This window comes from Ignavibacteriota bacterium, from assembly GCA_016708125.1.
In the GTDB taxonomy this organism is placed as follows: domain Bacteria; phylum Bacteroidota; class Ignavibacteria; order Ignavibacteriales; family Melioribacteraceae.
Window position 1 is genome coordinate 821,154 of record JADJGF010000001.1, and the last position, 16,213, is coordinate 837,366.

The following is a 16,213-nucleotide window of genomic DNA, read 5'->3' on the forward strand; positions in this document are numbered from 1 at the left end:
AATTTTAAAATAATTATCAACAATTTAGGATAAAAGCTAAGAATTTTTTCTGTTTATATCCACAGAATTGGGAAGTACAAAATTTATGTTTTACTGGGAGTATTTTACGATAATGCTAATTCTACGATTTACAACGTCGTTCGGATCATTTACGTTGCGTAATCTATTATCTGCGTAACCTCTAATTTCATCAATTTGATCATTTTTTAAACCGCTGGAAAGTAATATTCTTCTCGCAGAATTTGCACGATCCGCACTCAATTCATAATTTGAATATCCGTCTTGCCCATTTGAGAAAGGGCGAGAATCTGTATGACCTTCTACAACAATTTTATTATTAACTTGAATCATTTGTTTTCCAATAATTGAAAGAATAGATTTTGCTTTTTCACTTAAGATTGAAGTTCCGACTTCAAAAAAAGCATCATTACTCGATTCCATTATTTCAATTCTCAAACCTTCGTCAGTTACTTCAATATCAATTTGATCAATTAACTCTTTAAAATCTTGATTCTTAAGATTATCTAATAACTCTTCCCCCATTGATTCAAGTCGTTCTTTTTCAATTTCTTTTTTTTGCAAATCTGTGAGGGGAGAAGGAATCATTTGCTGTTTGCCTTTTCCTTCAATTGCGCTTGGACCGTTGCCAACTCCAAATCCGCTGGGATCATTAAAATATCCGGCAATATTTTCTTTCACTGCTTGATCTTGACCAAGAATCCATAGCACAATAAATAAAGCCATCATCGCTGTTACGAAATCTGCATAAGCAACTTTCCATGCACCTCCATGATGCCCATGTCCACCGTCTATAATTTTTTTTACAATTATCGGTTTATCGTTGCCTTGATCCGCCATTATTCTGTTTTACCCCTTAAGTAATTTTCCAACTCAGAAAATGATGGTCTTGTATGTGAGTTTATTGTTCTTCTTCCAACTTCAACCGCAACAATTGGAGGATTTCCTTTTGCATATGCTATAACACATTCTTTAATTGTTTCAAGATATCTTATTTCGCCTTCAATCATGTGCTCAATATTTGTTGCCAATGGACCAACAAAACCATAGGATAATAATACTCCCAAAAATGTACCAACAAGCGCTGCGGCAACATGGTGACCAACGGCTTCAGCACCGGCATTAATACTACCCATTGTTACAATAATTCCCAAAACTGCGGCAACAATTCCCAATGCCGGAAATGCATCGCCGAGTTTACTCAATAATGCATAAGTGGGATGTGTTTCGGTTTTGTAAGTTTTAATTTCAATATCCATTAAAGCTTCAACTTCATGTGGAGGAACTCCGCCGGAAAGCATAACTTTTAATGTATCGCATAAAAACGTAATTGCAGTTTTATTTTTTAATAATTTTGGATCAGATTTAAATACATCACTTTCACTCGGGTTTTCAATATGTTTTTCAATTGCTAACAAACCATCTCTTTGAGCTAAAAGGAATAAATCATATAATGCTTTTAGAAGTGATAAATTTTCTGGTTTAGAATGATGTTTATGACTAATTGCTTTAGGAATTGCAGCAACAATATTTTTTATATCATCAATCGATGCAGAAATTAATAAGCTTCCGATTGCGGCTCCGCCAATTGTTACAAATTCCGAAGGCTGAAGCAAAACTAAAAGCTGTCCGCCCGCCATTGAAAAACCAACAATTAAGCTGGCTATTACAACTATAGCTCCAATAATTATAAACATAATTTTCTATCAATTTTTAGTTATTAAATTTTGTTTATTACTTTTATTTAGCTCATGCTCTATTTGCTTAATTATCAGTTCTGCAAACATCCAATCAGAAGGTTTTGCAAATTCTTTTTTTGATAAATCATTTAATAATTCTTTAACAATTAATCTCGAACTTTTTCCGGCAAAATCTATAAGTACATTAACAATATTTTTTAGATTTTTCGGTTCTCTATTCTCAATTGCCTCAGATAAATTTATTTTGTACTCGCTAAACTTTTCTATAAAATCTAATTCATTTTCGTTTTTTTGCACCAGAACATTTTGATATTCATTTTCGGTTTCAGTTCCGAAGCATTCAAAATTTAATAATTCATTTACTGTTGCTTTTAGCTGTTTAATATTTATCGGCTTAGCTAAAACTCTATCTGCACCCGCTTCAATTGCCGCAATTACATTATTTCTTCCGGCATTAGCACTTATAACAATTACCGGAATTTCTTTAATATCATTCAAAACTTTTTTCAGCTGAAGCATTTTAATGCCGTCAATATTCGGCATCATCAAATCTAAAAAGATTATATCGGGTTTAAATTCTGCAGAATCCTGTAAACCTTCGTAACCATTTGTACTGGTTTTTACGGTAAACCCGTATCTTTCTAACAATGTTTTCAGATATTGTAGTATCGAATAATTATCATCAATTATTAATACCTTAACATTATTTTTTGTCATCTTTTTTAATTTTGTTAATCTTTAATGATTTCAAATTTTCCGGCAATTCTTTATTTAATTTAGCAGTCGAATTTTTATTGTTCTCAATTATCTGCTGATATATTTCTTCTCTAAAAATTGTTATATCTTTTTCGGCTTCAATTCCAATTTTAACATGATTATCGGAAATTGAGATAATATTTAAAACAATATTGTTTCCAATTCTAATTTTCTGATTTTCTTTTCTCGTAAGTATTAACATTTTACAATTCTCAATTATTTACAAAAAGTGGATAGTCCAAAGGTAATTCTTCGTTTTCTGATATTTTTTGAAATCCTATTTTTTCATTGTGATCAATAAACACGGGTGCTTTAAGATTTATTGTAATATTTTCCGGCTGCTTATCTAATCTTACAATTCCATATGGTTCAAAATTATTCTCTTTGCTAAATTCCTCTTGAAGTAATTCAATTGGAAATAATGGAAAAATAATTTCCGGCTGATCAACAGAAGTAAGCCAAGAAAAAAAACTGTCTTTTTCGTTAATCAATATAAAGTTTTTCAATTCTTCAAATCCAAGAATACCTTCTTTGAATTTTAATATTGAATCTTCCTTATATTCTATTTCACCAAATTGTTTGTTTTGAATCTTCATATTCTTTTCTCTTATTTGTTTAAAATTACTATGTCAACTCTTCTATTTAGGCTTCTTGATTCCGGAGTATCATTTGCGGCAACCGGTTTAAATTCAGAATTTCCAACAACAGAAACTCTTTCTTGATTTAGCCCTTGCTCATGCATTAAGTAATACGCCGTATTAGTTGCTCTTTCCATTGATAAATGCCAGTTAGATGGAAACTCGGCTGTTTCAATTGGAATATTATCCGTGTGACCTTCAATTCTTATATCGTTTGGTAAAGTTTTTAACAATTGCGCCATTTTATTCAATATTGGATGTGATTCTTCGGATAATTTAGCTTCTCCGGATTCAAACAAAATATTATCTAAAATGCTGATTACAATTCCTCTTTCGTTTTCCATAATTTTGATATTATTTGAATACTCGTATTCATTAATAAAATTTTGTATTGAACTTTTAAGAGTTTCTTTCCCGTCACTTATATCTAAATAATCAGATTTATATTCCGGATCGGCAAAATATTCGTTGCCAAAATAATTACCCATATTCTCCATCATTTTTTCATACTTAGAAACATCAACGTTTGAAATTGCATATAGAATAATAAATAACCCAAGCAGCAAGGTAATTAAATCTGCATAAGTTAAAAGATATCTTTCGGGATTTGATTCTTCAAATAATTCCGAATCATCATCTTCTATCTTACGCCTATTGATCCTTGTTCTTTTTGAGGTAATAAGCTCATTAGCCGTGATTTTACTATCGATGGGATTTCCCCACTTTGTATAGCCATCACTCCTTCTAATGAAAGTTCCATCATATGTTTTTCGTCTAAGTGACATTGTTTTAATTTATCTGCTATTGGTAACCAAATTAAATTTGCGCTGAGTATTCCCCACAATGTTGCAATAAACGCAGTTGCAATATTATGAATTAAAGTGTTTGGGTCTTTTCCGGCATTGGCTAAAGTCATAATTAATCCCATTACGGTTCCAATAATTCCCATTGTAGGAGCATAACCTCCCATTTTGCTGAACATTGAAATATTTTGATTATGTCTATTTGCCATTGCTCTAATTTCACCGTATGCAATTAATTCTAATTGTTCAATATCCGTACCATCCATTACAAAGTGCATCATTTTTTTTGGAAACGGGTACATTAATTTGCTTATATGATTTTGAATTGCAAGAATTCCTTCTTGTCTGCTTTTTACCGCAACATTTACAAAACCATCAATTAATTGTTTAATATCGTACTTTGGTGGAAAATAAGCCATTCTTATTAACATAAATATTTTTTTGAACTTATCAATTCCAACACCGATTATTGTTGCTGAAAAAGTTCCGCCAAAAACAATAAGCATTGCAGGCAATAAAAACAATGCGTTAAAAGAGCCGCCTTCTAAAAGAAATGCGCCAAATATTGAAACAAATCCTAAAAGTAAACCGTAAAGACTTCCGCTTTTTCTGAACATTACATGTAATCCAGTAATGATTTGGGTAATATCATTGAGGAAATTTTATAACTTACATCCAATGCATATTGCGAATTTTCTAAATCCAGCAAAGCTCTTGCAACATCCACATCTTTTTCAACCGATAATAATTCTGTAAGTTCAATTTCTTTATTTAATAAAATTTCTTGTGTATCAGATAGTTTATTGGAAATTCCGCCGGCTTCCGAAAGTTTATTTAATATATGCTGATTAAAATCCGTTACTAATTGCTGCTGTTCTTGGGTTGGTTTTTCACCGGCTAATAATTTTTGTTTTATCTGAATCAATGTATTAAAGATATCTGCTTTTTGATTTAGTGAATTGCTTAAATCTGCCGGCGAGCTTTGTTCGGTTAATGAATTTAGATCTAATACAACATCAATTTTATTAGCAGTATTCTGAATTTTAACTTCTCCGAAAGTATCACCATTTATTGATTCAAATTCTCCGGTTGCGGCATTAAATGAAATATCCGAAACTGTTTCTGTAGAAACAACATTTGAATCACTATCTACAACACTGTAATTCAGATCATAAGTATTTGCAGAAGTTGATGTGTATGTTAAATTTAAAGTATATTCATTTCCTTCGGCATCATAAATTTTACTTGAAGATGATTGATCAACTCCAATTCCGGCAGTTGAATCCAAATTTCCATTTTGCTTTACAACGCTTAAAAATAAATCCTTTCCGGAAATATTAAATTTTTGTGTTATACTTGAAGCAATTTTTACAACTCTATCTCCGCCTATGTGACTATTATTTGTAACAATATTATTTGCTTTATCATAGTAAAATGGCTTTGAGCTATTCTCGGTTCCGCTAAAATTATATTGCCCGTTAAATTCACTGTTTGCCAAATCGACTAATATTTCAATTGCCGAATCGATGCCGGTTGCAAATGAATCAAGTTCATCAGTAACAATTGCAGAATTTAGTTTGGTTAGTTCAATCATAGTATTTTGAACAGTCGTCTGCATATTTTCCATTGATAATATTGCATCATCAACCATTGATAAACCATAGTTTATATTGCTTTTGTAAGTTTCAATATTACTTAGCTGATTTTGAATTCTCATAATTCTTGAATTGCTGAGCGGATTATCAGAAGGTTTATTAACCTTACTTTGCGTAGTTAATTGATATTGAATTTCGGCAAGTGTGCTTTTATTCTTGCTTACATTTTTCATAAAATTTGTTTGAAGTAACGTATCCGGAACTCTCATAATTATACCAAGTTTATTAGTGTTTCTAATAATTCATCTGCAACATTTATTAATTTTGCCGCCGCATCATATGATCTTTGATACTGCATAACATTTACCATTTCCTCATCGGTAGAAACTCCGGAATATTCTGCTCTTTGGTTTTGCAGCTGATTTAAAACCAAAGAATATGATTCTGCATTTTGCTCTTGTAAATTTATTTCATTTGCAATTCCGCTTATTAACTCTGAGTACATTACCGAAAGTGTATTTCCATCGAGAACTTCAGAGTTTTGTAATTCAGCCATCATCAAAGCAATTTTGTTATCGCCGTTTATTCCATCGCCGCTTGCTGCAATATTATCGCTATCTTTTAAAATTTCTTCATTTATATAAAGTACGCCATTTTCAAAATTTGTAAAAAATTCAACATCGGTTTTAGCGGGATCAGTAATCGTAAATCCTTGCTTGTGAACAATATTTACGTTCTCCATTAATGTTGTTGTAAGAATATTTAGTTTGTTCAATTGATCCGGCAATTCTTCATTAAAAATATTTAACAATCCATTTAACTCACCGCCTTGCAAAGTTGCCGAAGCTGATTTTTCCTCATTCATTAAAGAAATTGTTTCTCCATCTTGAACAAGATCAAACGTAACATGATGCAAACCATCTACGGCAAACATTCCGCCAATTGAAACATTTGCAACATTATTTTTATCATAATATACATTTATGCTAGCATACTGACTTAATTCATCAATTAATGATTCTCGTTTATCAATTAAATCATTTGCATAATGATCAACAACGGAAGCCTCATAAATTTGTTTATTTGTTATATGAATTTGTTCAACGATTCCATTTATTGTATCAACCATTGCACCGGCTTCGTTTTTAACATCAGCTTTGGTTTGACTAATTCCCTTATGAATACTTTCAATTTTTTCAGAAAGTGTTTGGGCAGTTTGGACTACACTTGTTCTAAGTGAAGACGACAAAGGATCAACCGCAAGTTCATCCCAAGAATTAAAAAATGAATTTATTAAATTCGAAAGTCCATATTCCGAAGGTTCCGAAAACATACTTTCAACTTGCTTCAGCATTGATGATCTTTTATTGGCATCATAATAATTTTGATTGTTTGCTCTAATTTGAGTATCGGTAACTTGATTTCTTATTCGCAAAACCTCATCAACCGCAACACCGGTTCCAAAAGAAAATACAGCTCTGTGATCCGGAGGTGTTGCCCCGAACATTACTACTTGTCTACTGTAAGCCGGGTTATTAGCATTTGCTAAATTTGTAGAAGTTACAGACAATGCCTGCTGATGAGCGAACAAACTGGATTTTGCAATCCCGAAAATACTGTTTAGTGCCATTTCATCCTTTCCTATCTACAATAGCTCTATTCTTTGAATTTAGTACAGCCGTAATTGTTTCGTTTATTAAACTTCTGGATTGCTGAATAAGAATTAAGTTTTGTTGATTTATTTTTTGTATTTCTTTAATTGTTTTTTTAATACTTATTTCAAGCGAAGAAATAATTTTAAATAAATTACTGTCTATTTTATTTTTAATATTCTCGAGTAATACTTCAAGTTTATATCTCGCATTAGTAATATTAAACTCTGTAAATATTTCTTCCATTAATTTCAGTCGAGTTTCTTCAGTTAGTTGAATTGATAAAAGTAATTTTTCCTCTTTAGATACGGATTCTTTTATATTTTCATTTCTGCAATTAACCAAAGCAATTTGTTTTTCAAGCACGGACTGTAATAATTTTTCTAGATTTATATTTTGCTTTTCCAATACTGCAATCAATTTTTCAATGTTCATTTTTTATTCCAATATATTTATATAGTTGTTAACTCGTGCAATATAATTTTGAGTTTCCTTAAATGGAGGAACACCATCATATTTATTAACGTTGCCCGGGCCCGCATTATATGCCGCTAACGCAAGTGTTGTATCTCCATTATATTGTTTTAATAATTTCGATAAATATTTAACTCCGCCGTGAATATTATCTTTCGGATCAAAGGGATTTAAAACGCCCATATCTGTCGCCGTTGAATCCATTAACTGCATTAACCCTTTTGCATCAGCTTTTGATTTTGCATTAGCGTTACCTGCTGATTCTGTAAGTATTATCGACTTAATTAATTTTTTATCTACATCATATTTATTAGATGCTTCCGCAATAATCGGTTCAAATTTTTCTAATCTTTTTAATGCACTATTACTTGGAGTAGTTTTTTCAATATTCTTTATAGCTTCGGTAACTTTACTATCAACAGCATTTACATTAGGTTTCGAAATATTTTTTTTATTCACAGCATTCAGATTTTCACCGGTCATACTTTTATATATTTTATCTGCAATTCCCATTCCCTTTGTGTTGGAAATATGTTTTGCCATTTCTGTTTCAAACAAAACATCTAATACATCGCCGCCATAATTTTCATTTCCAAATAAGCCATCTGTCGTTTTTGTCATACTCTTTATCATCATTGCAGTAAGCATACTTTCAAAATCTTTTGAAGCTTGTGCTAATTTTGTTTTCTCTTCTTTTGAATATCTTTCATCTGCAATTTTACCTTGCTTAATGTGGGATTCCGGTTTCGTTATTTTTAATTCTAAATAATTCATTTTACATTATCACTAATTCTGCAGTTAGCGCGCCGGCTTCTTTCAATGCTTGAAATATTGCTATAATATCTCTTGGTGAAACCTTTAATGAATTTAACGCAGCAGCAACTTCCTGAGCATTTGATGCACCATCAATTGTATAAGTGCTTGTTTCATTTTCATTCTCTTTAACATCCGGAACTTGATTATTAAATAACATCGTATTTCCCTGTGAAAATGGTGAAGGCTGAGATATTAAAGGAAATGATTTTATAGTAATATTTAAACTTCCGTGAGAAATTGAAACCGGTGCAATTCTTACATTTGTGCCGGAAATTACAGTACCTGTTCTTTCATTCAATACAACTTTTGCTATTACATCTTTTTGCACATTTATTAATTCAACTCTTGAAAGAAAATCAGATATATTATTTTCACCGGTTGGTATTGCTAAAGATACTTCAGCGGCATCAATAGATGTCGCAATTGTTGAACCAAATACTGTGTTAATAGAATCTGCAATTGATTTTGAAGTTGTAAAATCCGGATCTTTCAGTACAACGCTTAATTCTGTTGGAGCAAAACCTTCTTCAAGAATTGGTTTTTCTAAAACGCCTCCATTAGGAATTCTTCCGCTCAGTGCATGATTTTTAGCAACTCTTCCGCCACTGCTTGTGTTTATATCATAACCGCCGATTGATATTGCACCTTGACTCATTGCATAAACATTACCGTCACTTTTTGAAAGAGGTGTCATCAATAAAGTTCCACCCATTAAACTTTTCGCATCTCCTAGTGAAGAAATTGAAACATCAAATTCGCTTCCTTGTTTTGCTAAATTACTCACCTTTGCAGTTACCATAACTGCGGCAACATTTCTTGTTCTTAAATTTGCATCCGGAACAGTAATCCCAAATCTTTTTAACATACTTGTTACTGATTGAACTGTAAATGTTGATCTATAACTATCGCCGGTGCCGCTTAAGCCTACAACTAATCCATAACCAATTAGCTGTTCAGAGTTTATGCCTTTGAAATATGCAATGTCTTTTATTCTTTGGCTATAAATTAAGTTTGATAAAAACACTATTAATAAAATTGATTTAATAATTTTCATATTCTTCCTCTAAAATAACCAATGGAAAAGTTTTGTTATCCAACCCGGATCTTGCATATTCTTTATTTGTCCTTCACTTTGGAAAATAATTTCCGCATCGGAAATATTATATGAATAAACTGTGTTATCAGTTTGAATATCTGAGCTTCGTACAATTCCTCTAATTGTAATCATTTGTTCTTCATCATTAATTACAATTTTTCTGCTTCCTTTAATTCTTAATAATCCATTTGCTAAAACTGAATCTATCATTGCGCTTAATTTTGTTCTTACCATTCCTGAAGATTTTGCAGAGCCGCTTCCTTTAAAATCATTTCTTGAACCTAAATCTAAATCAACACTTGGCAATGCTGTTGCATCCAGACCCCCATCAAGTCCAAACCCCACATCACTTTCTCTTCCTGTTGATTTCTCAGCTTCATTTGATGCTTCGGAAGATTCCACAACTATTATTGTAATAGCATCTCCAAGACTTGCTGCTTTATAATCTGAGAATAATGATCTAAATCCGTTTTGAGTCATATTTTGTCCATTTACTAAAAATGGAATTGATAAAATAAATACTATAATATTTTTCATTTTTTACTCAACTATTTTTACTGTATTATAATTTATTATTACCGCTTTGAATATTTTTTTATCTTCAGTTCTAATTTTTATAACATCTCCTACCTTCCCTTCAGTTCTGGCTGCTGCGTTAAAACTTATATGAATAATTCCCTTACTGTAAACTGCATTTACGTTGTCTCCGATTTTAACATCGGGAATTACCTCAACCATATTTTTACCAATAACTGATTCTGAAGAAATATTAATTCTTGCTCTAAATTTATTTATGTTATCAAAATTTAAAATTGGTTCTGTTCTAAGTGATGTAATTTCCTTTTCTTCAATAATAAAATCGCCCAAATTTAGTTCTTCATCTTTGTTAATGTTTCTTGTAGAAACAAGAACATCCTGATATAATTTCATTTTAAGAGTAATTATTCCTTGCTTTGTTTCTCCGTTTTGCATAAAATAATTTACTGGAACGTAAGCGTAATTATTTTCAAGTTTGAATTCTCTACTTTCATCCGGAATAATATTTTTATTGCCTGGTTTAGTGATTTCATACTCGTACTTTTTAAAATTGCTTAAATGTTTCTTTAAATAATTTTCAATTACTTCATTGCTATTTGATAAAAGTAAAATTCCCAACAATATTTTAATTGCTAAAATCATTTTATCGTTTTAAATTATTTGCAATTGACATCATTTCTTCAACAGTTTTAACAGTTTTAGAATTTATTTCGTAAGATCTTTGTGCAGAAATCATTGAGATCATTTCCTCTACAATATCAACATTGGATGATTCTAAAAAACCTTGATTCAATTCACCAAAACCTTCTTGTCCGGCTTGACCAAGTATAGGCGAGCCGGAAGCTTCGGTTTCGTTATATAAGTTATCACCAATTGCTTGCAGACCTCCTGGATTTACAAATTTTGCGAGTTCAATTGTTCCTAATTCAATAGTATCGCCGCCAACTTCAGTGGAAGAAATAATTCCATCTCTTGAAATACTTATGCTTCTTACATCTTCATTCAATGTAAATCCGGGTTCTAAAACATAACCATCCGCTGTAACCATTGAGCCTTCAGAAGATATTTTAAATGATCCATCGCGTGTATAAGAAAATGTTCCGTCACTTTTTCTAACTTGGAAAAATCCGTCTCCATTTATTCCAACATCAAATTGTTGTCCTGTTTGCTGTAAATCACCCTGCACAAAAAGTTTTTGAGTTGAAGATGGCTTTACTCCACTGCCGACTTGAATTTTTGTATTTGAATTTTCCACCGATCCGGGAATAACAGTGTTTTGCGGATTTGCAGAAATTTCTTGATAAATTAAATCCTTAAATTCAGCACGGTTTTTTTTGAAACTCGTGGTGTTCATGTTGGCTATATTATTGGATATAACTTGAATGTTTATTTCTTGAGCATACATTCCCGAAGCGGCACTTTTTAAAGCTCTTGTTGGCATTTATTTATTCCTCTTAAATTTTTCCGATTTCTTTACTTTGACTTAGCATTCCATCCAAAGATGTAATCATTTTCTGTGATGCTTCGTAATCTTTTTGCAATTGTATCATTGCCTGCATTTCTAAAATAGGATTGGTGTTAGATCCCTCTATAAATCCTTGATGAATTTTAAACTCACTTTTATCCGCATTATTAAAATCTTGTTCAGCATAATAAAATGTTTGGTTCTCTGATCTTTCCAACATTTCCGGCTGTTCAACATTTACTAATTTTAAATAATCAATAAAAAATTCACCTACTTTTATTTGTCCATCATCTGTAACTGTAATTTCACCTTTTGATTTTAAAAGTGATTCATCCAAATTTATATTTCCCTTTTCACCTAAAACTTTATTGCCGTCTTTCGTTGTTAAATATCCTTCTTCATCAATTTCAAATTGACCATTTTTTGTTAATTCAATTCCGCGTTCCGTATTTACGGCAAAAAAAGCTTTGCCTGAAATTGCAAAATCTAACGGATTATCCGTTTCGAGAAATTCGCCTTCAGAAAAATCCGTAACTTGCTTCACACCTTCATTTTCGGCTCTTTCCATATATTCTGCAAATGGAATTTCTCGCTTGAATCCATTTGTACTTAAGTTGGCAAGATTATTTGCAACAATTTGTATGTTATGAATTTTATCATTCATACTTTTCGATGCATTGTATAAACCTTTTATCATTTTCTTTCCAAATTATTTTGAAGTTTTAATATAAATTCAGAAAACTCTTTTGCAATAATTTTTATTGTTCTATCTTCTTTAATATTTTCTGATAAAGAATTATTTAAAATTGCGTTATCATTTTTCATTACTTTAAATTTTCTTGCTAATTCAATAATAAGTTTTATCATAAAAGTTACTTAAGAAACCAGTTTGTTAATTCCATTTTTGTGAAAGCTTTTCTCTGCCGAATAAATCTGGTCCTCTGTAATATTTAACTCCACATTTATTTGCCACTTTTCATTAATTTCTTTTTTAAATTCATCAATTTCCTGAAGCAATAAATTGTTTTCATAATTTTCAATATCAATACTTCCAACAAGAAAATTATTTCTTAAAAAACCTTTTATCTTTGCCGGAATTTCTCCATGCTCAAATTCTAATTTATAAGATGGCATTCCGTTTGATAAAAAAAGTTTTTTAATATTGTATTTTATAAATGAAAAACCACTGCCTCTTTTTACTATTACAAAATCGGGATAATAATCATAATCTTTAAATACCGATTTTTGTAAAATGTATATTGAGCTAAACTTTATAAATTCATCAACTTCTTTTGATGAAAATTCTGCATCATTAAAATATTTTATAAGTTTTAGTAAAACTTCCGATTTGTTCTGCAATGAATTTGTGTTTTCTCTTTTTACATCATAGATTAAATTTGTGTTAACTTCATTTAACAAGTAAACATCTTCTTGATTCAGCATTAAATTTTTAATAGAATTAAATAAATATTTACACGTTGTAGAAAATGAAATTGCAAATAAATTTTCATACAAATCTAAAATCAATGGAATGTCTTTTTCTGAATATTTCCAAATTAGATTTATCAAAAGAGAAAGTTCCAATTCTTTTACTTTAATTTTTTGTGTAATATTTTCTAATTGCAAATACTTTGATTTTATTAATGGTTTTTCTTCTTGAATAATTTTTGTTAACAGATCCTTAGTCCTTTCTGTATTGCTGATTTTAAACTTTTCAGAGATCTGTTCAAAAAGAAAATTCTTATTTCTTAACAATATTTGATTTAGATTTAATGAAAGTGTAATCGGTCTCTTTTCAACAACAACAGCAATTAACTCAGCTTTTAGTGGAATTTTTTCATCAAATTCGGCAATAAATATTTTGCCGTCAATTAATACTTTTACGGAATGACCAAATATTTCCAAAGGAATTAGACTAACTAAATTATTTTTTTCTGGTAAATATATTTCAGCATTAACTGAGTTTCTCACTCTAGTTAAAGATTCAAAATCAATCATATTTTTCATTGTATTTTTCATCTTGATTGCTGGTAAAGTTTTTGAATTTTAGCTGCTAAAAATATTTCTCCTTTTCCAATATTTAATTCTCTTGCCTTTTTACTAATATTGGCTGAGTCCATCACAAAACTTTTCATAACTTTTTTTAGTGATTTTCTTTTCTTACTTCTTACTTTGTCATTTACAAAAGTGAATTTTTCATTTCTCAATGCTTGAATATTTTTTTTATAACTTTGGTCAAATTGTCTTTTAACATTGTTTCGTGTTTTCTTCCAGTAAAATAAAACCATTAATAAAACAGTAATTTCAAATACAATAATTCCGTTCCGCAATAATTTTTCTGTACTATACGAAATGAAAGATTCTGTTGTAATACTTGATTCCGTGTTTTTATTTTCATTTAAAACATTTTTATTATCCTGAGCAAACAATTGCACATTGAGAATAATGAAAACGAATATTGTTAATACCAGCTTTCTCATTTTCTAATTTTCCTTTTTAATGGGAACTTCAAAACCAAAGCTGCGCCGCTATTTTCAAAAGAATCAAATTCTAAATATCCTTCATGCTTCTTCATCAAATTCTTAATAATATTTAACGATAAATTTTTCTGAACTTCTTCTTTATTTTTTATATCAGAATCTGAAATTCCGCTTGTTGTAATAACTCTTAGAATAATGTTATCTGATTTATATCTTGTTTGAAGTATAATTCCGCCTTTTCTTGTTTTATAACTTTTGATGACCGTAAAAACATTTGTCAGCAATTGATATATATAATTAGGGTGACTAAGTATAGAAGGCAGATCTTCTTCAAAATCAAGAATACACTCAAAGTTTGCATTCTCTAAAGTAGATTTGATAAGGTAAAAATAATCTTTAATAATATCGTTAAGATTGCATGGTTTTATTTTTACATCTTTGTGACTTACATCTGCGAATTTTACAAGCCGCCCAATAACAACATTTATTTTTTTAATTTGCGCTTTTATTTGATTTAATTCGCCGCTGTTTTTGAATTCAGATTTTAGAATATCAACATTGCTTGTAATTACTTGAAGCGGTGTTACAATATCTTCAACAATTCCTTCGGTTAATTCGCCGATTGCCGAAAGTCTGAAATCATTTGAAAGTTTTGCCTGGTAAGTTTGAAGCTCTTCATAAGTTTCATTTAATTTTTCACTAAGTTTTATTTTCTCTAGCTTTCCAAGTAATAAATTCAAGAACATATTTATGTTTTTCTTTTCCAGCTCACTAATATTTTTTTCATTTAGCGAAGTGAGTATTGAAAGAATTCCATAATTTTTCTTTTCATCATAAACCGGAAATATTAAGTAAAATAATTTTGCTCCATTAGAATTATAACTTTCCAATTCCGGAACTGTCATTATTTTTTTATCCGAATAAATTGAATTAAATATTCCCTGTTGATTAAAATGATTCATTGTTTTTACAATATTTGTATTTTCGTTTTCATCAACCGGAACAAGCTTTCTGGTAAACTCATTATAAAATAAAAGTGAAACTGTTTTTACCGGAATTATTCCTTTCAAATAAAGTAGAAATTTTTCCATTAGAATTTTTACGTTGAAATCATTTTTAATATCTTTTTCAAAAGCCATTAAATTTTGAATAAAGTAAGAATACTTTTCCAACTGTTTCAATTCGTCTGAAACTAAATTAGGTTGATATTTTTCTTGGTTGTAAAGTGATAATTCACCCAACGATTTATAAAAAGGTTCAACCTTTAAAGTATTTTGTTTGTGTAAAATCATTTCGCAAATAAATCTGAGTTAACTTCTTTAGCAAATAATTCTCTATAACTTTCAATAAAGGAATTTAATTCTTCATCGGAAGTAATTCCCAATGTTCCTAAGACTGATTTATCAAGTTCAATACCTTTATCCAAATAGAAAGTTCCGATTTCTAATTTTTGTGTCATATAATCAACAAGGTGAACAATTGAAATTAGAACATCATTTTCCGGAGCTAAACTTGGCTGATGATGATTAAGAATACAGTTTGATAAATGTTCGGGCAAGTGCCATTTGTTTGCAAGAAAATTTCCAATTTCTTGATGATCCAATCCTAAATATTTTCTCTCTGTTTCCAACAATGGCGAATTTAAATTTCTTATATCTTCAGAAATTGCTTCAAATTCATTTCTGAAAAATTTGTGCATAACCGGAACTCCTAAATCGTGCAACAATCCAGCTACGAAAGCCTCGCTTCCAATTCTGAAACCCAAATCTTCTGCAACTCTTTTGCATGCAGTTCCTGCAAGCATTGAGTGAACCCAAAATTCTTTCTGATCAAGATATTTATCAGATTTGTTTTTAAACGAATCAACCATTGTTAATGCAACAACAATATTTTTAATATCTTGATAACCAATTATTAATATTGCAAAATCAATTGTTGATACTTTTCTTGTTAATCCGTAAAGCGGCGAATTAGCAATTGATAAAATTTTTGTAGATAATCCTTGGTCCTTTCCAATCATTCTGCTAAGCGCTGCAGTATTGGTTGTAGGATCATCAAGAAGTTTTGAAACTTCCAACATTGTTGCAGACATTGCGGGCAGATTATAGACATTGGATAATGCTAATTCTGATTTTCTCCTTCTGTCCTGTTTTACTTGCTCTTCCATTTTTAGTCACCTGTTT

Annotated in this window: 20 protein-coding genes and 1 pseudogene; all 21 read right to left on the reverse strand. The window is 30.4% G+C overall.

Translation table 11 applies throughout. The annotated features are described in order from the left end of the window. Positions 1-90: 90 nt before the first annotated feature. Positions 91-858: an OmpA family protein gene (locus IPH62_03880; protein MBK7104405.1), complete on the reverse strand. Its 768-nt coding sequence runs from the start codon at positions 856-858 to the stop codon at positions 91-93. Continuing rightward, positions 858-1,715 (reverse strand): flagellar motor stator protein MotA, encoded by an 858-nt coding sequence (gene motA / locus IPH62_03885; protein ID MBK7104406.1) that lies wholly within the window; start codon positions 1,713-1,715, stop codon positions 858-860. The genes IPH62_03880 and motA overlap by 1 nt, the downstream gene beginning before the upstream one ends. Positions 1,716-1,724: 9 nt before the next feature. After that, on the reverse strand, positions 1,725-2,435 hold the full coding sequence (locus tag IPH62_03890; protein MBK7104407.1) for a response regulator: 711 nt from the start codon (positions 2,433-2,435) through the stop codon (positions 1,725-1,727). After that, positions 2,422-2,676 carry a carbon storage regulator CsrA gene (csrA, locus tag IPH62_03895; protein MBK7104408.1) on the reverse strand — a complete coding sequence of 85 codons (255 nt, stop codon included), beginning with the start codon at positions 2,674-2,676 and terminating at the stop codon, positions 2,422-2,424. Before csrA ends, IPH62_03890 begins: the two co-directional genes overlap by 14 nt. 10 nt (positions 2,677-2,686) lie before the next feature. Continuing rightward, complete coding sequence (gene fliW, locus IPH62_03900) at positions 2,687-3,070, reverse strand: flagellar assembly protein FliW (GenBank protein ID MBK7104409.1); 384 nt, start codon at positions 3,068-3,070, stop codon at positions 2,687-2,689. 11 nt (positions 3,071-3,081) lie between these two features. Beyond that, positions 3,082-3,672: pseudogene (locus tag IPH62_03905) on the reverse strand (OmpA family protein). Positions 3,673-3,752: 80 nt separating this feature from the next. Continuing rightward, positions 3,753-4,532, reverse strand: coding sequence for a MotA/TolQ/ExbB proton channel family protein (locus IPH62_03910; protein MBK7104410.1), 780 nt, complete (start codon positions 4,530-4,532; stop codon positions 3,753-3,755). Then, positions 4,532-5,779, reverse strand: coding sequence for a flagellar hook-associated protein FlgL (flgL, locus tag IPH62_03915; protein ID MBK7104411.1), 1,248 nt, complete (start codon positions 5,777-5,779; stop codon positions 4,532-4,534). The genes IPH62_03910 and flgL overlap by 1 nt, the downstream gene beginning before the upstream one ends. 2 nt (positions 5,780-5,781) lie before the next feature. Next, entirely contained in the window at positions 5,782-7,140 is a 1,359-nt protein-coding gene (flgK, locus tag IPH62_03920; GenBank protein ID MBK7104412.1) for a flagellar hook-associated protein FlgK, read from the reverse strand. Position 7,141: 1 nt separating this feature from the next. Then, entirely contained in the window at positions 7,142-7,597 is a 456-nt protein-coding gene (flgN, locus tag IPH62_03925) for a flagellar export chaperone FlgN (GenBank protein ID MBK7104413.1), read from the reverse strand. Positions 7,598-7,600: 3 nt separating this feature from the next. Beyond that, positions 7,601-8,410, reverse strand: a complete 810-nt coding sequence (locus IPH62_03930; GenBank protein ID MBK7104414.1) for a transglycosylase SLT domain-containing protein — start codon at positions 8,408-8,410, stop codon at positions 7,601-7,603. Position 8,411: 1 nt separating this feature from the next. Further along, positions 8,412-9,506, reverse strand: a complete 1,095-nt coding sequence (locus tag IPH62_03935; GenBank protein MBK7104415.1) for a flagellar basal body P-ring protein FlgI — start codon at positions 9,504-9,506, stop codon at positions 8,412-8,414. Between the two features lie 9 nt (positions 9,507-9,515). Further along, complete coding sequence (locus IPH62_03940; protein MBK7104416.1) at positions 9,516-10,085, reverse strand: flagellar basal body L-ring protein FlgH; 570 nt, start codon at positions 10,083-10,085, stop codon at positions 9,516-9,518. A 3-nt stretch (positions 10,086-10,088) separates the two neighbouring features. After that, complete coding sequence (gene flgA / locus IPH62_03945; protein ID MBK7104417.1) at positions 10,089-10,727, reverse strand: flagellar basal body P-ring formation protein FlgA; 639 nt, start codon at positions 10,725-10,727, stop codon at positions 10,089-10,091. A 1-nt stretch (position 10,728) separates the two neighbouring features. Continuing rightward, complete coding sequence (gene flgG / locus IPH62_03950; GenBank protein ID MBK7104418.1) at positions 10,729-11,526, reverse strand: flagellar basal-body rod protein FlgG; 798 nt, start codon at positions 11,524-11,526, stop codon at positions 10,729-10,731. Positions 11,527-11,539: 13 nt separating this feature from the next. Further along, positions 11,540-12,247 (reverse strand): flagellar hook-basal body protein, encoded by a 708-nt coding sequence (locus IPH62_03955; protein MBK7104419.1) that lies wholly within the window; start codon positions 12,245-12,247, stop codon positions 11,540-11,542. After that, positions 12,244-12,417, reverse strand: a complete 174-nt coding sequence (locus tag IPH62_03960; protein MBK7104420.1) for a hypothetical protein — start codon at positions 12,415-12,417, stop codon at positions 12,244-12,246. Before IPH62_03960 ends, IPH62_03955 begins: the two co-directional genes overlap by 4 nt. A gap of 9 nt (positions 12,418-12,426) precedes the next feature. Then, on the reverse strand, positions 12,427-13,557 hold the full coding sequence (locus IPH62_03965; GenBank protein ID MBK7104421.1) for a hypothetical protein: 1,131 nt from the start codon (positions 13,555-13,557) through the stop codon (positions 12,427-12,429). An 8-nt stretch (positions 13,558-13,565) separates the two neighbouring features. Then, a complete protein-coding gene (locus IPH62_03970) occupies positions 13,566-14,030 on the reverse strand; it encodes a hypothetical protein (protein ID MBK7104422.1) in 465 nt (154 codons plus the stop codon). Continuing rightward, positions 14,027-15,322 carry a hypothetical protein gene (locus tag IPH62_03975; GenBank protein MBK7104423.1) on the reverse strand — a complete coding sequence of 432 codons (1,296 nt, stop codon included), beginning with the start codon at positions 15,320-15,322 and terminating at the stop codon, positions 14,027-14,029. Before IPH62_03975 ends, IPH62_03970 begins: the two co-directional genes overlap by 4 nt. Then, a complete protein-coding gene (locus IPH62_03980; GenBank protein ID MBK7104424.1) occupies positions 15,319-16,197 on the reverse strand; it encodes an HDOD domain-containing protein in 879 nt (292 codons plus the stop codon). Before IPH62_03980 ends, IPH62_03975 begins: the two co-directional genes overlap by 4 nt. Between the last annotated feature and the right edge of the window lie 16 nt (positions 16,198-16,213).